This is a genomic window from Marivirga sp. (assembly GCF_051117495.1).
Taxonomy (GTDB): Bacteria; Bacteroidota; Bacteroidia; order Cytophagales; family Cyclobacteriaceae; genus Marivirga.
In genome coordinates, this window is record NZ_JBNPEF010000004.1 from 394,396 (window position 1) to 413,158 (window position 18,763).

An 18,763-nucleotide genomic window follows, 5' to 3' on the forward strand; every position below is an offset into this window, starting at 1 on the left:
ATTCAATTTAACAACGATTGTAAGTATTTTATTTTTACCTCAAATAACTGATAACCAGCATTTAATAAAAGAAGCAAAAAAACTAGAGCTTTACACTTTTCAATCTTAAACTATTTAACACCACAGAAACAGAACTAAAGGCCATAGCGGCTCCGGCTATCATAGGATTTAATAAAAAACCAGTGAAAGGATAAAGCAAACCTGCAGCCAAAGGAATTCCGATTATGTTATAGATAAATGCCCAGAATAAGTTTTGCTTAATTCCTCTTATTGTTAATTGAGATAAGTGAAAGGCTTTTGGAAGATTCTGCAAATCTGAGCCTATCAAAGTCATTTTGGCTACATCAATGGCAATATCTGAACCCTTCCCCATGGCAATACTAACATCAGCTTGAGCCAGAGCTTCCGAATCATTGATGCCATCTCCTACCATGGCCACCACTTTTCCTTTAGATTGTAATTCTTTTACAAAATTAGATTTATCAGCTGGCATTAAATGTGCTTTCACATGTTGAATTCCAACAGCATCCGCTACCGCCCTGGCTGTTTTCTCGGCATCTCCTGTCAGCATATACACTTCCATTCCCCTGTCGCGCAATTGCTGAATGCTTAATTTTGCTTGCTCCTTAATTTTATCAGCTATGCCAAAAAGTGCTAGCATTTGATTTTCATCCGCAAAATAAATCACTGTTTGGCCTTGAGATTCCCATTCATCTGCCAAGGCTAAAATATTATCTTTAACTTCAATATTTTGCTCATTTATGAGTGCATAGTTCCCAACAAAATAACTGAGCTCTCCCAATTTCGCTTTTACTCCCCTGCCGGAAATACTCTCAAAAGCTTCAATCCTTATGGAGGAAATATTTTCAGATTTTATATGATTTAAAACAGCTTCAGCCAATGGATGCTCACTTTTAGCTTCAATTTGATATAAAATCAATTTAAGTTGCTCATTTTCTGAAAACCATTTATGATTCACCACAGATGGCATTCCTTCCGTAATAGTCCCGGTTTTATCTAAAATAATGGCATTAGCCTGATAAGCTTTCTCCAAACTCTCTGCATCTCGAATGAGCATATTGTTCTCCGCTCCTTTTCCTACTCCCACCATAATAGCAGTTGGAGTTGCCAAGCCAAGTGCACATGGACAAGCAATTACCAAAACCGTTATAGCCGAAAGCATACCTTGAGTTAGCGCATTATCGCCACCAAAAATCTGCCAAAGAATGAAAGTTAAAATAGCAATCCCAATAACAACAGGCACAAATATTCCTGCAATTTTATCGACCAGTTTTTGAACTGGTGCTTTACTGCCTTGCGCTTCTTTTACTCGCTCAATAATGGAAGCCAATAAAGTATCGCCCCCTACCTTCTCTGCTTTAAAAGTAAAACTCCCTTTTTGGTTGATAGTGCCTGCAAAAACCTTTGCCCCTTCAATCTTCTGAACTGGAACGGGCTCTCCTGTAATCATGCTTTCATTCACATAAGAATCACCACTTACCACTTGTCCATCTACCGGAATTTTATCACCTGGCTTTACCAAAATTTCAAATCCTTCTTTTACAGCATTAATTGGAATTTCTTCTTCTTTGCCATCTACTAAAACGATCAAAGTTTTAGGTTGCAAGCCAATCAATTTCTTCAAGGCAGAGGAAGTATTGGTTTTGGCTTTCTCCTCTAGAAATTTCCCTAATGAAATGAAGGTAATAATGACTACTGCTGCTTCATAATAAACATGAGCTTCCAGACCTCTTTGTATCCAAAATTCAGGATAAAAGGTGTTGAAAACGCTCAGCACGAAGGCAATTCCCGTACTTAAAGCCACTAAAGTATCCATATTGGCTTTTCCATGACGAGCCTGTTTCCATGCTCCCTTGAAAAAATGGCCTCCGAAATAAAATAAAACGGTAGCTGATAATGGAAGGGAAATATAATGCCCTGTTTCCCAGTTCATGAAAAACATTCCAATGATGAAAACTGGAATGGAGAGAATTGCAGAACCAATCAAGCTTTTTTTGATTTTGAGAAACTGCTTCATTTGCTCCTCTTCCTGCCTCTCTGCTACATTATCTTCTTCCATGATGGCATCATAGCCTACGCCCTGTAAAGCAGTTTTTAAATCTTCTAGTGAAACTTCATCAGGGTTAAAAGTTGCCCAGGCGGTGTGCGTGGCGAAATTCACATCAGCATCTGTAACTCCTTTTGTACTTTTGAGTGTAGAGCCTACGCTAGTAGCACAAGCAGCACAGCTCATTCCGGTAACTGGAAATGTTTTTTTGATGGTATTAGATTCAGTTAGTTCAGACATTTAGGTTTCCCTTCGGAATATTTAAAATCTTCAAATCAATATATAAACAAATTTTCATATATTACGATATGAAAGTGATGGAAGTTCAAAAGAACGAAAAAAAATTAGCCGCCATGGCAAAAGTATTAAAAGCTGTTGCCAATCATAATAGATTAAGGATTGTTCAGCTCTTATTGGATAATGGTGAAATGACCGTGAATGAAATCTGTGAGAAGTTGGAAAACTGTGAACAATCGCTTTTATCGCATCACTTGGCGGCATTAAAAGAAGCTGGGGTTTTAAGCTCACGAAGAGATGGACGCAAGATCTATTATTCCTCAGCCAAAAAAGAAATTGAGAATTTATTGAATTGTATAGAAAACTGTTGTGAATAAATGAACGAAAAAATAAAAGAAGTATTAGAAAGGACACCTTTTGAACCTGAACTTAAAGAAGAAATCTTGAAATCAGGTCGCTTGAAAAAAGCTAAAGCAGGGCAAACCGTCATTACTCCTGATGACGAAGCTCAGGAAATGCCATTAGTGATGTCAGGTTTATTAAGGGTGATGCGGAATGATGACAATGGAAATGAAGTGTTTCTTTATTATTTAGAAGGTGGAGAAACTTGTGCCATGTCTATTACTTGTTGTCTAGAAGGGAAAAGAAGTTCATTTCATGTGGTAGCGGAAGAAGATTCGGAATTATGGATGATGCCGGTTTCTAATCTGGATAACTGGATTACGAAATATCCAAGTTTTAGAAGGTTTGTATTTAATTCTTATCAAACCCGATTTGATGAATTATTGCATACTATCGACAGCATGGTGTTTATGAAATTAGATGAAAGACTTTATAATTACCTTTTGGATAAAAAAATGGCAAGTGGTTCATTTGAAATTAAGAAAACACATCAACAAATTGCAAATGAATTGAATACTTCAAGAGTAGTGGTTTCCAGACTTTTAAAGAAATTGGAGAAGGAAGAAAAAATAGAACAAAGAAGAAATTATATAGAAATTCTTTAAAAAAGACTTTATAAATCCGATTAAATGGCATTTTAAATCAATCAGTAACTGATGTTACAATCCACTTTTTAACACTGCCGTATATTTGTGAGAAGTGTAAAAAAGAAAATTATTTAGAGTTATGAACATAGAACAAATTTATACAGGATGTTTAGCGCAAGGTGCCTATTATATTGAAAGCAATGGAGAAGCTGCTATCATAGATCCTTTAAGAGAATCTGCTCCTTATATTGAAAAAGCAGAAAAAGACGGAGCTAAAATCAAATATATTTTTGAGACTCACTTTCATGCGGATTTCGTTTCAGGTCATGTTGATTTGGCTGATAAAACTGGAGCAACTATTGTTTATGGTCCAGGAGCCAAAACAGATTTTAAAATGCATGAAGCAACAGACGGTGAAATCTTTGAAATTGGAGATATAAAAATCAAAGTTTTACATACGCCTGGTCATACTTTAGAAAGTACTACTTACTTATTACTAGATAAAGAAGGAAATGAAAAAGCTATCTTCAGTGGTGATACTTTATTTATTGGTGATGTAGGACGTCCTGATTTGGCACAAAAAGCCGGAAAAATCACTCAAGAAGATTTAGCTGGAATGCTTTTCGACAGCTTGAGAAACCAAATCATGACTTTGCCTGATGATGTAGTAGTTTACCCAGCACATGGTGCAGGATCTGCATGTGGTAAAAACATGAGTAAAGAAACTACTGACCTTTTAGGCAATCAGAAGAAAACAAACTATGCACTAAGAGCGGATATGACCAAAGAAGAGTTCATTGCAGAAGTAACTGACGGATTATTACCTCCACCACAGTATTTTGCTCAGAACGTAGCTATGAATAAATCAGCTGACACTTCAGGTTTAGATAAAATCTTAGAAAAAGGAAATGTAGGTTTAGATGTAGAAACATTTGAAGCTATGGCTAATCATGAAGGCGCTTTAGTATTGGACACTCGTCATCAGGAAGAATTTGCTAAAGAGCACATTCCAAACTCAATATTTATTGGAATTGACGGAAGCTTTGCTCCATGGGTAGGTGCTTTAATTCCAGATTTACAGCAGCCAATTGTTTTCATCACTGAAGAAGGACGAGAAGAAGAAATCGTTACGCGTTTGTCTAGAGTTGGATATGACAACACTTTAGGATATTTAAAAGGTGGATTGAAAGCCTGGAAAGCAGCAGGAAAAGAAACGGATAGTGTAAAATCAATTCCAGCAACTGAGTTTGCATCTGAATTGAAATCTGGTGATTTAACTGTATTAGACGTAAGAAAACCAACAGAATTCCAATCAGAGCATGTGGAGAACGCGCAAAACTTCCCATTAGATTATATCAATGATAATTTTGATGAGTTGGATAAAGAGCAGACTTATCATGTGCATTGTGCTGGAGGATACCGTTCCATGATTGCAGCTTCTATCATGAAATCAAGAGGCGTTCATAATTTAGTGGATATTGCAGGTGGATTTAAAGCCATCAGCGAGACGGACATCCCTAAAACAGATTATGTTTGTCCTTCAACATTAAAATAAATAATAATAGGTTCTAACATTAGAGGCTCTCTTAATTTTTAAGCGAGCCTCTTTTTTAAACATATTTATATGAAAATTTATTCATATATATTATTCTTGATTTTTACCCCAATCTTCTTGCAGGCGCAGAATAACCACCAACAATTTGAGTCTATTGATTCGGTTAAACATGGTTCATTCAATCCGAATGAAGCGCATAGTTTTCATGAATGGTTTAAAAAAGGGCATGTAAGCGGATTGTTCCGCAGCAATTCAATTCAAACCTACAGACCAGAAAGCAAAAATTTTAGTGCTGCCTCAGGTTTGGGTGGAAGAATTTACTATCACAGTGCTTATTGGCATGGTTTTCAGATGGGAATTGGAGGAATTTACACCTATAATATTCTTTCAACAGACTTAAGTAATTCAACCGAAAATCCTTATACACCAAAATGGGAACGACAATTATTTGATTTAGAAGACCCAAATAATAAACATGATTTAGACCGACTTGAAGAGCTTTTTATAAAATATCGCTACAAAGATTCCTATATTAAAGTAGGGAAAATGTTATTAAACACACCTCTTGTAAACCCTCAAGATTCCAGAATGAAGCCCTCTGCTTTTCAGGGAATATGGTTAGATTGGAATGAAGGTCATCGATTTGAAATTAATGGAGGATTTTTTAATAAAGTATCTCCTCGCTCCACTACAGAATGGATAAGTATAAGTGAAAGCATAGGGCTTTATGATCATTTACTTGACTCTGAAAAAGAACATCATGCTATCACTACACAAGGACTTGGACTATTAGGGGGGCATTATTTACCAAATGAAAAGATTAGCTTACATTCTTGGCAATACTATATTGACAATATAAGTTTTGTATCTTTTAATCAATTGGAATATAGCCAAAACTCAATAAAATTGGGTGTTCAGTATTTATTTCAAAATTCATTGACTGAAAATCATTTTCTTGAAAAAAATCACAAGGCTCAACTCTTATCAGGTCAATTAAAATGGATTGGAACAGCATGGCAAATATCTTACAACCAAACCATTAGCTTGACTGAGAATGCTTTAAAGTTTCCAAGTGAATGGGGAGCGGAACCGTTTTATACGTTTATCAGCCGTCATAGGATTGAAGGCTTAGATCAGGTAAACAGTCAAGCACTTAAAATGGATTTTCAGCCTATTGAAAGCTGGTCATCTTTGAATATTGGATTATATGGAGTGCATAGTAATTTCCATCAAAATAAAGAAGAAAGTTCCCTAACTCAATTAAGCTTAGATATTCAAACTCATTTAAAAGAGGATTGGAAAAACCTTAAAATCAGATTTTTAAATTCTTATTTTATGACTGAAGGCTTTAGCAAAGGTTCATTTTTATATGAAGATATATTTCATTCACAATTGATTGTGAACTATAAATTTTAGTTTAAACCTGAGTTCGATTATAATTTAGGATTCAGAACCTCCACCAGCTGGCGGATGAGTTTCAACTAAAAATTCTGAAGCAATAGCGGGCTATTGCAAGGGATTTTTAGGAAGAAAATCGCTGTTTAGAGGCGGGATAGAAAAAGCTTTTCCATATAATACAATATACTGCGTTGTCTTCCCTCGAAATAGCTCGCTATATCTTCTTAAAGACGCCTTGTCTATTGAATTATATGAAAATCTGAATTTATAAATTAGAGTCGAACTCAGGTTTTAAGCTTTTCTTAATTTCAAAATCACAGTTGTCCCAGTTTTTCCATCGCTCTGAATATCAATTTTTCCTTTCATTTTTTTCACAAACTCAATTACGATAGAAAAACCAAGACCGCTTCCGTGTTCATTGTCCGTACCAATGCTACTTACCACATGTTTACCCATTAATACTTTTTGAATTACTTCGGAGCTCATACCAACCCCGCTATCAGATATGTTTATCTTGATATAATTCCCTTCATTAATGGCATTCAATTTAATTTCACCCCCTTTTTTAGTAAATTTTAGAGCATTGGAAATCAGATTTCTAAAAATGGTCAATAATGCGTTCTCATCAGCCAACACTTTAAACTCTTTATCAATTTCATTTACGATTTTGATATCTTTTTCATCCAATTGATAATCAAATATTTCAATTGTCTTGTCAGCAACATCTCTTACAGTCAATTTTTCTATATTAAAAATAAAGTCTCCTTTCTGACTAAAAGTCCATGACAATAATTGATTAGTCAATACTGAGATGTTTTGCACCGACTGTGTGAGATAATTAAAATATTGAGATTTTCTTTTTTCATCAGGTTCAACCTTTAATAGGTTAACCATTGCTCCAATATTGCCAATGGGTCCCTTTAAATCATGGGCAATAATCCCGAATAATTTATCTTTGCTATTATTGGCATTGATTAAAGTTTGTCTGGCATTATATAATCGAAATGCTAAGAAGATTGAAATTACTAAAAATATAATAATTAAAACACCGACAGTATATTGTAATTGAATGATATCCTTTTGAGCTGTAAGTTCTTGCTGTTTTTTGGTGTTCTGAGATATCAAGTCCTCATTTTCTTTGTTTTTTCTTTCCACTTCATAGCGTGTTTTAATTTCTTCGAGCTGGCGGCTTCTTTCTGATGCGATCAAAGAATCTTTTTCTGAACTATGCAATTGATGGTATTCATAGGCCTTTTCAAACAAATCTTGTTTTGCATAATTTTCAGCTATTAATCTGTAAACCTTCTCTTTTTCACGCGATTCAGTGGTTTCATCCATCATCTTTAAAGATTTACCGTAATAATACAAGCCACTATCATAAGATTGCGTAAGCGTATGAATTTCCCCTAAAGTGTAATAACTATAAATTAAAACGGATTTGTATTGATGTTTTTCTTGAATCTTCACAGCCTGATAAAGCAGCTCCAAAGCTTCTTGATATTGACCTAACTCCATTTTAGGTTCAGCAATATTTCCAAGCGTTATCGATAGTTTGAATGTATTATCTCGCCTTTCATTAATTGCTAATGCCTTTTGATAGTTAAAGATTGCATCCTGATATTTAGCCTGAAAACAATCTACTATTCCCAAATATTCATAGTTAGCCGCTATATTAAAAGAATCATTTGACTGAATAGCATAACCCAACATTTTCTGATAAATGGACCTGGCATCTTCATATTTTTGAATACTTACATAAATCCCGGCTAATATATTAGAGGCTTCAATTAAGTTTGAAGTATCTTGAAGTTCTTCAAATATCTGAATCCCTTGCAAGATTTCTTTTATTGATCTCACATTATCAGTCATTCTCCATAAGGAATGAGCTATCCCAATCTGTGCCTTTCCCAGATAAAATTTATTTTGGCTTTCGATGGCTATTGATTTTAATACCTCATATTGTTTCAGGGCATTGGGATATTCAGCCGTTATATATAATGCATCGGAATAATTCAGTTGATATTTTAGTCTTTCATTATCAGATTCAAATTTCATTAAATCCGCATCAATACTATCATAATATTGAATGGCGCACTGATATTCTTCAACGGCTAAGCATGAATCGCCTTTTATAATAAACCCTCGATAATCTTTGACATCTTGATCAAAAATTATGTTAAAATTTAAAATGAGAAGATTTAATATTAATATCACAATAACTCGAAAAAGTAAAAAACACAAATTAAGTTATTGTGATTAAAATCTATAGGTTTTTGAAAATTTATTTTTAAAATCATTACTTACCTTTATGTTAATTGATTATAAATAAATCAATTTTATCTAAACAATTGTTTTAAGCAGATTCCAAAGCATAACTTTTTTAGAAGTGTCTTGATTAAGTTCAGCAAGATCATGTGCATAGATCGCATTGCCTTTATTTATTTTAAGAATTGAGTATTCGGAGGACTGTACAAACTGGTTATGAAAAGAAAGGAATAACTTCAAATGCTGAATAGCTTTCAATTGCTCTGGGTGCTCTTGAATGATTTCATATTGACCCTCTTCTATATTTATAGCTTTTAATAATTTATTAAGCGTATCTTTTTCATGACTACCTAAATTCTGATTCACCAAAATAACAATCTCTTTTTGTGTTTTCTTAGGATCTGCAACTTTGGGTTGTGACTTAATTTCACTTTGAGGCTCCTTAACTTCGTTTGAAGCAGGACTCTCGGTTTCCGCAGCATATACTACTTTATCGCTATCATCTTTGAAAACGTAAAGTTGATCACCATCAAATAGTTGAGCTAAGTAGTCTTTTTCTATTTCCATTATTCATCCAATTTAAAAATAGATTTTAATTCAGTAGCTTCTTCCGGCTTCATTCTTTTACCCAATACCAGTCTTAGCTGCCTTCTTCTTAAAGCACCATCAAATAACTCCTGCTCCTCTTCTGTTTCAGGAATTAATTCAGGAACATCAATTGGTCTGCCTGATTGATCAACTGCCACAAAAGTAAAGAAAGCCGAATTGGAAGGATATTTCTTTCCTGAAGGTATGTTTTCACCTTTCACTACTATATGTACTTCCACAGATGAACTAAAAGCACGGGTTACTTTAGCTTCCAATGTGACTACATCTCCTAAAGCGATAGGGTGCTGGAATGAGATATTATCAACTGAAGCTGTTACCACAATACGGTTGCAGTGTTTTTGAGCTGCTATGGCAGAAACAATATCCATCCAATGCATCAAACGACCACCCATTAAATTATTAAGCGGGTTGGTATCATTGGGCAATACCAGTTCAGTCATGATCGTATAAGTATCTTTAGGGTTTTTTGCTTGCTTTGGCATGTTTATTATGATTTGAAGCAAAGATAAAACATAGTTAGCAAACCGACTTGCTATTATGAGGATTTACTGTTTAAAAAAAGTACCGATATTCAGCTTATTATATTCATTAAATCCTTAGTAATTCTTATCTTGTGTATTTTAAATTCCACCAAAAATTAGAAGAAATTCTCTTGCATCTATGAAACTGGAAGAAAAAGACTGGGTTATTCCCCTCGTTTATTTATCAGCAGGAATTATATGGATTGGATTAAGTGACGCACTATTATTCTTTATTTCAGATGAGCTTAATTTCAGTCAAAATATAATCACCACGATCAGTCAATGGAAAGGCTTCTTCTATGTATTCATCACTTCAATTCTTTTGTATTACTTAATCAAAAGAAAAACAAACCTACTTTTATTAGTTAAAAATGACTTTAAGCGCTTATTTCAAGACAACCCCAACCCAATGTATATTTATGATATAGAATCAAAGGATATACTTTTGGCAAACAAAGCCGCTAGTGATCAATATAAATACAGCCTACAAGAATTATCTCAATTAAACCTTAATCACTTAAGACCTGATTCAGAAAAGGAAAAACTAAAAACGCACCTGGGAAATTTGACCGAAGATTTCAAAGACAGCGGTGAATGGTTACATCAAGACAAAAATGGTAAGTTGTTTTATGTCAATATATTCTCACATATAACTGTTTACAAGGGAAAAGCATGCAGAATTGTCAATGCCATTAATGTCAATAAAAAAGTTATGGCAGAACTGGAACGTGAAAATTTTGAAAAAGCTTTGGATAAAGCCGCTCTGGTATCTGTTACGGGAATTGATGGAAATATTCAAGAAGTCAATAGCGAATTCTGCAGGGTGAGTGGTTACGCCAAAAATGAATTAATTGGCCAACCCATTGAAATTTTGGAATCAGGAGAACATGAACCAATATTTTGGAAGGATATGTGGCAGAAAATTAAAGCTGGGGAAATATGGAGGGCTGATGTAAAAAATAAAAGTAAATCTGGAAAATATTATTGGGTAGATATTGTAATTAGCCCCATTAAAAATCATAAAGGTGAGATATATAAATTTATGTCGATCAGCTATGATATTACCGAAAAGAAAAATTTAGAGCTTAATCAACAAAAGCTATTGGACGACTTCACAGACTATGCTTTTCAAACCTCTCATGAACTGAGAGGCCCATTGACCAGCATGATGGGATTCACTTTACTCTTCGAAAAATATGAAGATCCAACTTTTTTAATAGATAAATTAAAAAACACAACAGCCGAGATGGATAAAGTGATCAGAAAAATGAATGACAACCTAAGCAGAATCGCCTTGGAACTTATTCAAGAAAAAAGAGATAATCAATCCTCTGGATAAGGTACATAAACGAAACTGGTCATATCAGTATCGATTACAAACAAACAACAAAATTCATCAGGGTTTTTGTATGCTTGCTTAAATTCCTCAACTTTATCTTCATCGATTATTTTTCTTTGAATGAATTCATCCAAATAGGTTATAAAATAATTCCATGTTAGGTTTAACTCGCCTGCCCCAATCAGTACCTGCCCAATAGGTTGTTCGGTTTTGCAAATAGGGAAAATCGGATATTCGGAAAAACCTTGTTTCCTGACTGCATAGGACGCCTCTTTTAAAGTTTCAGAAATGGCCACAAAATCCTCCGTGATGGTTCCTAAATATTTTCCGTTCAATTCGGGATTATTATCCATAGTTACATTTCAATTTTAAAGCATTGCTTCATCAGCAAAGCTATAATATTTATCTTCTGCAAAAATTATATGATCTAATACTGGAATATCCAGTATAGTGCCGCTTTCCTTCATTTTTTGAGTTAAACGAACATCCTCATTGCTGGGGTTTCGATTTCCTGATGGATGGTTATGTGCTAAAATCAAGCTAGAGGCCATTTGGTCTATCGCTTCTTTAAAAATAATTTTAACATCCGCCACGGTACCTGAAATACCTCCGCTACTAATCCTTTTCATTCGGATTACTCTATTGGCCCTATTCATCATAATCACCCAAAATTCCTCATGGTGCAAATCCAGCATGACAGATTTCAGCAATTCATAAGCATCTTGAGAAGAAACAATCTTTGGCTTTTCCTGAACAGCTGATTCTTTTCTTCTTCTGCCCAATTCCAAGGCCGCAATTATGGAAATGGCTTTTGCCTGACCTATGCCTTTAAACTTCATCAGTTCTTTCACAGAGAATTTAGCCAAATGATTCAAATCATTATTGACTCCAGCCAATATATTCTTACCCACATCTATAGCGGAAAGAGATTGAGTTCCTGAACCTATCAAAATAGCAATTAATTCCGCATCGGATAAGACAGTACGACCATGCGTCAATAATTTTTCTCGTGGCCGGTCTGCCTCCGCCCAGCTTTTGATGCTTGAAACTGCCGAATACTGTTCGTTTTCCATTTGGGTGTATTTAAAATTGAATTTATAATGCCCAAAAGTTATCAAATAAGTACAAACTAAAAAAGCCTCAACTGATCAAGTTGAGGCTCAAGACTAATGTCTTAAAAATTCTTAAGCTAATTTAGCTACGTACTTTGCTAATTTAGATTTGTTGTTATCCGCTTTTTTCTTGTGGATAATATTTTTCTTCGCTAATCTGTCCAACATTGAAGTTACAGTTTTCAATAAATCCTCAGCTTGCGCTTTGTCTTCTGTAGCCCTCAACTTACGGATATAAGTTCTAGTGGTCTTAGCCTGATATCTGTTTCTCAAACGTCTTGCCGCACTTGAGCGAATTCTTTTTAATGCTGACTTATGATTTGCCATATTGATTTATATTGAATGTATTTCTTGCTTTCTTTTTAAGGACTGCAAATTTAAAAGAATTTGTTTTACTAAACAAAGCCAATTCGTTTTTATCATGAGTTATTTTTATAAAAAATAAGGAATTCTCCGAAATCAACACCTTTTGTCCTAAAAAGCTTTGCAAAAATAGTCTATTTTATTAAAAAATAAGCTGTTTATTGAATTCTGAACCATGGCATTTTAAATTTCTATTTTTACATTAGAAATAAAATTAACCAAAATTATAAGATGAAGCGCTTTCTCCTCAATTGTCTATTTTTAATAATTTTTTTAAACTCATTTCAAGTTAATTCTGATAGAAAACCAAATTGGGGCTTTTTCGCTCACCAAAAAATCAACCGATTAGCGGTTTTCAGGCTCCCACCTGAAATGATTACTTTTTACAAACACCATATTCAATATATTACGGAGAATGCTGTAAACCCTGATAGAAGACGCTATGCTGTGGATTATGAGGCACCCCGCCATTATATTGATTTGGATGTATATGGCGATAGTGCGGTTTATAAAATGCCTAGATATTGGCAAGATGCCGTAGAGCAATATACAGAAGATACTTTACAAGCTTATGGAATTGTGCCTTGGCACGTACATTTGGTCACCTATCAATTAACAGAAGCTTTTAAAGAAAATAATGCAGAGGATATTTTAAGATATTCTGCGGACTTGGGGCATTACATAGCTGATGCTAATGTTCCTTTGCATACCACGGAAAATTATAACGGTCAATTAACTGGTCAATATGGCATCCATGGTTTCTGGGAATCTCGGCTACCAGAACTTTTTTCAGCGGAATATGACTTTTTCATCGGAAAAGCCCAATATGTGGACAATACGCAATTAGCTATCTGGGATGCGGTAAAAGATGCGCATTTAGCCTTAGATTCGGTATTTGATTTTGAAAAAAAATTGACCGAAAAAATGGCTGATGACCGAAAATATAGCTCAGAGCTAAGGGGAAATGTTAATGTAAAAGTTTATTCAAGGGATTTTTCCAAAGCTTATCACAGCCTTTTAGGCAATCAGGTTGAAAGAAGAATGCGGAATTCCATTAAAATGGTGGGGGATTATTGGTACACTGCATGGGTTAATGCAGGACAGCCCGATTTGGATATTTTAATTGATGAACGAGCTATTTTCAATGATGAAGAATTTATTAAGCAAGGCTCTGATGAAGAATTGAGGCGCCATGAAAGTGGGGTAAAGGATTAATTCTCTTGAATTCATAAACTTTTAAGCTCATCAAAAGATTATAACCACTATAAATGAATAGAGGGAGAGAAATAATTGAGTTAGTTTAAAATAAATTACCACTCTATTCGTCTTAGCTTAAATTCCTTTAATGGAATTAACGTGTTTGTGTATGAATAAAAAATCAAAATTATGAAAAAGAACAAATTAAAAAATGCTTTCAACTTTTGGGGATCAAAATTGATGGCAGTGATGATGAGTGCATTCTTTTTGCTATCATGTCAAAATAATGACGTAGAAACAATTCAAGAAAATACAGTCATAAAATTAAGTGCAGCATACAATAACCCAACTCAAAGAACAGCAAATGACATTGTGATTTCTTCTTTTATTATAAATATTGAAGAAATCGAGCTTGAAGTCGATGATGACGATGAATCTGAAGGACCTTTCGTAAGTGATATCGAATTAGACGGACCATTTGTTGTTAATTTAATTGATGGGAATAATGGAATAGAACAAACTTTAGCTGAGGTAGATTTACCAGAAGGAAATTACGAAGAAATCGAATTTACCATTAATGAAAACAATGACAGCAATAGTGAAATATTTGAAAAATCCTTTATTATTACCGGAACAATTAACGGGACTCCTTTTGAGTTTTGGCATGATGAGGATTTAGACTTTGAGATTGAATTTGAAAACGGGATGCTTACCCTTGAGGAAGCTTCCGCTACTCTAATCAATCTTCAATTTGATTTAAACAGCTTATTTTCATTGGTAGATATTTCTGGTGCTACTGACGGAAATGAAGATGGAATTATTCAAATAAATCCTTCGGATGAGGACGGAAACACAGACCTAGCTGATGATATAATAGATGCTATTGATGATATTGCCGATGCATTTGAAGACGAATTTGACGAAGATGATGATGATGACAATGATGACGATGATGACGAAGATTAATATTCTTTAAAATTTAAATGTAAAGAAGGCTGGTTCTAGTAATTTGAACCAGCCTTCTTCCTTTAAAAATAATAAGAATAATAACCTTTTACACCCTTTTTATTCACCCCTCTTACCACTACTTTTCCTTTAATTGATTCTAAAATATTAGATAGTTCTTTTGGACTATTAACTTCCTTTCCATTGATATCGGTGATAATAAAACCTTCATCAATATTAAGTCTTTTAAAAAATCCATTTTTGACATCCACTACTCTCACTCCACTTTTGATGTCCAATAAATTTCTCTCAACTAGAGGTACACTTTCAAATTCAGCTGCTAATGATTTAGAGAAATAAACATCTCGTTTCAGTAATTCGGTTGTATTTTCACTATTGGTTAAAATTAATTCTTTTTGAATGCTTTTACCATTTCTGTCAATCGTCAAATACAGTTTATCACCAGGAGAAAGCATGCTAAGCTTTTCTTCAAATTCGGCATGTGTACTAATATCCTCACCATTAAACTCCCTGATAATATCCCCCTTTTGAAGATTTACTTTATTAGCTGCGCCCTGTTCCTGAATATAACTTACCACTACCCCATCTAAATTTTGAGTGTTTAACTTATCGGCTACCTCAGGTGTTAAACTGGAGACTTCAGCCCCCAAAAATGCCTTTTGCACCATTCCATATTCAATAATATCAGTAGCTATCTTTTTGGCAATATCAATAGGAACCGCAAACCCGTATCCTGCATAAGAGCCCGTTCTTGACAGAATGGCGGTATTGATTCCTACCAATTCTCCTTGAGGATTTACCAATGCCCCTCCACTATTGCCCGGGTTAATGGCCGCATCGGTTTGAATGAAAGATTCTATTGGAAAATTGCTTTTCAGAATATTAAGTTCTCTTCCCTTTGCACTCACAATTCTAGCCGTTACTGTTGATGTTAAATTAAAAGGATTGCCTACAGCCAAAACCCAAGAACCTACTTTTAAGTCTTTAGAAGAACCAATGGAGATTGCCGGCAAATTTTTTTCATCAATTTTTAATACTGCCAAATCAGTGGAAGGATCACGCCCAACCAAGCTGGCCTTGTAAGTTTTCTTTTTCCTTACTACTTCTATTTCATCCGCCCCTTCAATCACGTGGTTATTGGTGATGATATAACCATCAGATTTGAAAATTACGCCAGAACCAGAGCCTACTTGTTGCATGCTTCCGCTTCCGCCTAACCACAGGTCTAACCAAGAACTTCTGCCATAGGCTTCTGAAACAGTTTTGATATAGACCACACTTTCACGGCTATTTTTGGATGCTTCTACAAAATCTAATTCAGGAATTTTATTGACGGAATTTGAAAAATCCTCTTCAAAATTTCGGTTGGCAACATTACTTATAGGGGCTTGAAAAGCATCATTACTTATTTCGGGTTTTTGATGGTTATCATTATTTGTTAAGTGAAGAATTAGTAAAGCGCCTATAACCCCTCCTAAAATTGCACTGATTGTAGTTTTCAAATATTGATTCATATTCTATTTAATTTATCCAATATCTATTTAATGAAATTATATGACATATATTGTACCGAATATTTTTACGGAAAAGAAAATAATTCTGTTTAAGGAAAAAAACAAAAAACGGCAGTCCCAAAAAGACCACCGTTTCACAGCTTTTATTGTTAACCTAAACTGTGTATCATCCTCCAGCCCTGTTTAATTCCTCTAAATTGGTATTTCTTTGTCGGGCTTTGAATTCTTCTCCTTTACTGAATCTATATCTTAATGAAAAGCCGATACTCTGTTGACCGAAATATTGACTTATTTCGTTGATATTGCCATTGAAATTAGAGCTTCCCTCAAATCTTCTGGTTCTGAAAATATCAGTTAAATTCAAAGAAGCATCCAATCGTTTATCTAAAAAGCTTTTCTTTATTGCAAAATCAATTCCCCATTGTGCTCCAATAGCATACAATCCCCAAACTGTATTAGATCTATAATCACCATTAAGCTCCAACTTGAAATCATTTGGCAACATGAAGGTATTTCCCGCTCTTGCAAAAGCAGAAGTAGCATTATTTTCCACTTGGTTCCCATTCAAATAAGTAGTGAACTCTTGATGAAATACTGAAAGATTTGCATTGATTGACCACCATTTGAATGCTTGGAAAGGGATTACGGCTGTTGCACTATAATTCACTTGGTCATCAATATTCTCTTGTATAAAAACGGTTGTTCCATCTTCAGGATTTTGGGTTGGAACCTCCGCGATAAAATCACTGGTTAATCCATAATTCAACACTAAATTATATTGCCCAAAAATTGTTTGAGTAACCGACATCGAGTGCGTAAACTGTGGTCTCAAATATGGATTTCCCTGTGCCCAAGTATAAGGATCTAAATACATTACAAATGGGTTCAGATTACTATAATTGGGTCTGTCAATTCTTCTGCTGTAATTATAATTTACTTGATAGTCTTTAGCTACATTGTGTTGCAAGAAGAAACTAGGAAATAGATTAAAATAATTTCTTTCATTAATGGTGTTAAGTGTTAATGACTCTCCTTCTGAATAGGTTTGTTCTGCTCTTAACCCTAATTTATATGATAGTTTCTCACCTAAATTTCCAGCAAAGCTACTGTAGCCAGCAAAAATCTGTTCTGTATAAACGAAATGATTGGATCTATTGGGATCAAGTGTTCTTTGGTTATCTTCCAACTCATAAAATTCAATTTCATTATCAGAAACTACATGACTAGCTTTAAGTCCAGCTTCAACTTTAACTTTTTCAAATATTTTGCCTTCAAAATCTACTTGGGCCGAGTAAATATCATAAGCAAATGGGTTTTCGTTTTCCAAACGCTCAACTGCATTTGGTTCTGCATTGCCTTCCTGAAAGTATCTATTGGTAAATGTGGAACCACCATCATTAATTAATTTCACATAATTAAAATCCGTTGTGATTTTGGTTCCGTTGGTATCTAATTTATGAACATAGTGTAAATTAGCCTGAGTATTTAAGAATTGATACTTTATCTGATTATCAGAATTGATCTTGAAATTATTAGCACCCTGCTCCAAATCAGTATCAATATTAAAATCATGATGAACGTCCTGACCATAAACATTGACCATTATGCCAACAGATTGTCTATCATTAAAATCGTAATCTGTTCCGATTCTCATAGAAGGGATGACCCTGTTTACCAATTCCTTTCCTGTTTGATCAAAAATTGTCGTGACACCATTGTTTTGAGTAATTTCTCTGTAGAAACCCGCATCTCTGATCCTTCCTCTTTGGGATAAATCGGCATTTACGAAAGAATTCCAATTACCTTTTTTATGATTCAATTGCAATCCAGTATTATAGTTTTGCATTTCATTATATCTATAGCTGGCATTTACACTTCCATTAACTCCCTGAATATTATTTTTCTTTAATGTGATATTAATGATTCCGGCATTTCCTTCAGCATCATATTTAGCAGATGGATTATTAATGATTTCTATAGTTTTAATATTATCCGCTGACATGCCCTGCAACATATTTTGCAAATCAGTGGCTGATAAATAAGATCTCCGTCCATCAATCATCACCTGCACACCTGATTTTCCATTTAGCTGAATATTTCCATCCTGATCCACAAAAACACCCGGGGATTTCTCCAATACCTCATAAGCAGTTGCTCAAGCTGCCATGGCAGTTCCTTCGACTGACACCACCATTTTATCTGCTTCCACAACAACTTGCGGACGCATAGCCTTAACTTCCACCGCATCCATTACTTGCACATCTTCTTGCAATTGAATCGTTGAGAAATCTACAGTTGAATTACTTTCATTTACAGTTATACTTTTAGAAAGATAGGATTCAAAACCTACTGCTGAAATTTTCAAATAATAATCACCGTATTTCACATTGATATTAAATTGGCCTTTAGCATCGGTGATGCTTCCAGTCAATAGACTTGAATCCGAAGATTGATAAACCGCCACATTACTATAAGGAAGCGGTGCCTTCTCGGTGTCGGTCAAGACACCTCTGATCGAGCCAGTTTGCGCTTGGGCAAAACTGCTTAAAAAAAGTGTGAGCATTAAAAAAGTTAAAATAATTTTCATATTCTTGAGCGTTTGCATGTTCTTGTTGTTTAGTTAGTAGATG

17 protein-coding genes are annotated in these 18,763 nt (G+C 34.5%); 7 read left to right on the forward strand and 10 right to left on the reverse strand.

Annotated features, from left to right (window positions below):
- Positions 1-82: 82 nt before the first annotated feature.
- Complete coding sequence (locus ACFE0M_RS02885; RefSeq protein ID WP_434544234.1) at positions 83-2,308, reverse strand: heavy metal translocating P-type ATPase; 2,226 nt, start codon at positions 2,306-2,308, stop codon at positions 83-85.
- Between the two features lie 113 nt (positions 2,309-2,421).
- Between ACFE0M_RS02885 and ACFE0M_RS02890 the strand changes: the two genes are divergently transcribed.
- The 4 genes from ACFE0M_RS02890 to ACFE0M_RS02905 all read left to right on the forward strand — a co-directional run bounded on the left by ACFE0M_RS02890 (position 2,422) and on the right by ACFE0M_RS02905 (position 6,265).
- Positions 2,422-2,682 (forward strand): ArsR/SmtB family transcription factor, encoded by a 261-nt coding sequence (locus ACFE0M_RS02890; protein ID WP_185094413.1) that lies wholly within the window; start codon positions 2,422-2,424, stop codon positions 2,680-2,682.
- Positions 2,683-3,312: a Crp/Fnr family transcriptional regulator gene (locus ACFE0M_RS02895; RefSeq protein WP_434544235.1), complete on the forward strand. Its 630-nt coding sequence runs from the start codon at positions 2,683-2,685 to the stop codon at positions 3,310-3,312.
- 121 nt (positions 3,313-3,433) lie between these two features.
- On the forward strand, positions 3,434-4,849 hold the full coding sequence (locus tag ACFE0M_RS02900) for an MBL fold metallo-hydrolase (RefSeq protein ID WP_434544236.1): 1,416 nt from the start codon (positions 3,434-3,436) through the stop codon (positions 4,847-4,849).
- A 69-nt stretch (positions 4,850-4,918) separates the two neighbouring features.
- On the forward strand, positions 4,919-6,265 hold the full coding sequence (locus ACFE0M_RS02905; RefSeq protein WP_434544237.1) for an OprD family outer membrane porin: 1,347 nt from the start codon (positions 4,919-4,921) through the stop codon (positions 6,263-6,265).
- 273 nt (positions 6,266-6,538) lie between these two features.
- Here the strand turns inward: ACFE0M_RS02905 and ACFE0M_RS02910 are convergent, their stop codons facing one another.
- The 3 genes from ACFE0M_RS02910 to ACFE0M_RS02920 form a co-directional block, all read right to left on the reverse strand.
- Entirely contained in the window at positions 6,539-8,461 is a 1,923-nt protein-coding gene (locus ACFE0M_RS02910) for a tetratricopeptide repeat-containing sensor histidine kinase (protein WP_434544238.1), read from the reverse strand.
- Between the two features lie 126 nt (positions 8,462-8,587).
- Entirely contained in the window at positions 8,588-9,079 is a 492-nt protein-coding gene (locus tag ACFE0M_RS02915; protein ID WP_434544239.1) for a hypothetical protein, read from the reverse strand.
- Complete coding sequence (locus ACFE0M_RS02920) at positions 9,079-9,603, reverse strand: acyl-CoA thioesterase (protein WP_013455213.1); 525 nt, start codon at positions 9,601-9,603, stop codon at positions 9,079-9,081. Before ACFE0M_RS02920 ends, ACFE0M_RS02915 begins: the two co-directional genes overlap by 1 nt.
- A gap of 178 nt (positions 9,604-9,781) precedes the next feature.
- On the opposite strand from ACFE0M_RS02920, the gene ACFE0M_RS02925 reads away from it, so the two are divergent.
- A complete protein-coding gene (locus ACFE0M_RS02925) occupies positions 9,782-10,981 on the forward strand; it encodes a PAS domain S-box protein (RefSeq protein ID WP_434544240.1) in 1,200 nt (399 codons plus the stop codon).
- Here the strand turns inward: ACFE0M_RS02925 and ACFE0M_RS02930 are convergent.
- The 3 genes from ACFE0M_RS02930 to rpsT all read right to left on the reverse strand — a co-directional run bounded on the left by ACFE0M_RS02930 (position 10,966) and on the right by rpsT (position 12,420).
- Positions 10,966-11,334 carry a hypothetical protein gene (locus ACFE0M_RS02930; protein ID WP_434544241.1) on the reverse strand — a complete coding sequence of 123 codons (369 nt, stop codon included), beginning with the start codon at positions 11,332-11,334 and terminating at the stop codon, positions 10,966-10,968. The two genes, ACFE0M_RS02925 and ACFE0M_RS02930, sit on opposite strands and share 16 nt — an antisense overlap.
- A gap of 15 nt (positions 11,335-11,349) precedes the next feature.
- The gene (gene radC / locus ACFE0M_RS02935) at positions 11,350-12,054 is read right to left on the reverse strand and encodes a RadC family protein (RefSeq protein ID WP_434544242.1); all 705 of its coding nucleotides are present in this window, start codon (positions 12,052-12,054) and stop codon (positions 11,350-11,352) included.
- Positions 12,055-12,165: 111 nt separating this feature from the next.
- Positions 12,166-12,420 carry a 30S ribosomal protein S20 gene (gene rpsT / locus ACFE0M_RS02940; protein ID WP_434544243.1) on the reverse strand — a complete coding sequence of 85 codons (255 nt, stop codon included), beginning with the start codon at positions 12,418-12,420 and terminating at the stop codon, positions 12,166-12,168.
- 267 nt (positions 12,421-12,687) lie between these two features.
- Between rpsT and ACFE0M_RS02945 the strand changes: the two genes are divergently transcribed.
- Both ACFE0M_RS02945 and ACFE0M_RS02950 read left to right on the forward strand, forming a co-directional pair.
- Positions 12,688-13,671, forward strand: coding sequence for a zinc dependent phospholipase C family protein (locus ACFE0M_RS02945; RefSeq protein WP_434544244.1), 984 nt, complete (start codon positions 12,688-12,690; stop codon positions 13,669-13,671).
- A gap of 171 nt (positions 13,672-13,842) precedes the next feature.
- On the forward strand, positions 13,843-14,619 hold the full coding sequence (locus tag ACFE0M_RS02950) for a DUF4382 domain-containing protein (RefSeq protein ID WP_434544245.1): 777 nt from the start codon (positions 13,843-13,845) through the stop codon (positions 14,617-14,619).
- Positions 14,620-14,681: 62 nt separating this feature from the next.
- Here the strand turns inward: ACFE0M_RS02950 and ACFE0M_RS02955 are convergent, their stop codons facing one another.
- From ACFE0M_RS02955 to ACFE0M_RS02965, 3 genes are all read right to left on the reverse strand, one after another.
- Complete coding sequence (locus ACFE0M_RS02955; protein WP_434544246.1) at positions 14,682-16,133, reverse strand: S1C family serine protease; 1,452 nt, start codon at positions 16,131-16,133, stop codon at positions 14,682-14,684.
- 166 nt (positions 16,134-16,299) lie between these two features.
- Positions 16,300-18,270: an outer membrane beta-barrel protein gene (locus tag ACFE0M_RS02960; RefSeq protein WP_434544247.1), complete on the reverse strand. Its 1,971-nt coding sequence runs from the start codon at positions 18,268-18,270 to the stop codon at positions 16,300-16,302.
- Positions 18,271-18,288: 18 nt separating this feature from the next.
- A complete protein-coding gene (locus ACFE0M_RS02965; protein WP_434544248.1) occupies positions 18,289-18,738 on the reverse strand; it encodes a carboxypeptidase-like regulatory domain-containing protein in 450 nt (149 codons plus the stop codon).
- Between the last annotated feature and the right edge of the window lie 25 nt (positions 18,739-18,763).

Excerpts from the sequence above, each read along its gene's own strand:
- ACFE0M_RS02895 (WP_434544235.1), top strand. The coding sequence starts at position 2,683 with ATGAACGAAAAAATAAAAGAAGTATTAGAAAGGACACCTTTTGAACCT.
- ACFE0M_RS02890 (WP_185094413.1), top strand. The coding sequence starts at position 2,422 with ATGGCAAAAGTATTAAAAGCTGTTGCCAATCATAATAGATTAAGGATT.
- ACFE0M_RS02930 (WP_434544241.1), bottom strand. The coding sequence starts at position 11,334 with ATGGATAATAATCCCGAATTGAACGGAAAATATTTAGGAACCATCACG.
- ACFE0M_RS02905 (WP_434544237.1), top strand. The coding sequence starts at position 4,919 with ATGAAAATTTATTCATATATATTATTCTTGATTTTTACCCCAATCTTC.
- ACFE0M_RS02920 (WP_013455213.1), bottom strand. The coding sequence starts at position 9,603 with ATGCCAAAGCAAGCAAAAAACCCTAAAGATACTTATACGATCATGACT.
- ACFE0M_RS02965 (WP_434544248.1), bottom strand. The coding sequence starts at position 18,738 with ATGCAAACGCTCAAGAATATGAAAATTATTTTAACTTTTTTAATGCTC.
- ACFE0M_RS02915 (WP_434544239.1), bottom strand. The coding sequence starts at position 9,079 with ATGGAAATAGAAAAAGACTACTTAGCTCAACTATTTGATGGTGATCAA.
- radC (WP_434544242.1), bottom strand. The coding sequence starts at position 12,054 with ATGGAAAACGAACAGTATTCGGCAGTTTCAAGCATCAAAAGCTGGGCG.
- ACFE0M_RS02900 (WP_434544236.1), top strand. The coding sequence starts at position 3,434 with ATGAACATAGAACAAATTTATACAGGATGTTTAGCGCAAGGTGCCTAT.
- ACFE0M_RS02950 (WP_434544245.1), top strand. The coding sequence starts at position 13,843 with ATGAAAAAGAACAAATTAAAAAATGCTTTCAACTTTTGGGGATCAAAA.
- rpsT (WP_434544243.1), bottom strand. The coding sequence starts at position 12,420 with ATGGCAAATCATAAGTCAGCATTAAAAAGAATTCGCTCAAGTGCGGCA.
- ACFE0M_RS02925 (WP_434544240.1), top strand. The coding sequence starts at position 9,782 with ATGAAACTGGAAGAAAAAGACTGGGTTATTCCCCTCGTTTATTTATCA.
- ACFE0M_RS02945 (WP_434544244.1), top strand. The coding sequence starts at position 12,688 with ATGAAGCGCTTTCTCCTCAATTGTCTATTTTTAATAATTTTTTTAAAC.
- ACFE0M_RS02955 (WP_434544246.1), bottom strand. The coding sequence starts at position 16,133 with ATGAATCAATATTTGAAAACTACAATCAGTGCAATTTTAGGAGGGGTT.
- ACFE0M_RS02885 (WP_434544234.1), bottom strand. The coding sequence starts at position 2,308 with ATGTCTGAACTAACTGAATCTAATACCATCAAAAAAACATTTCCAGTT.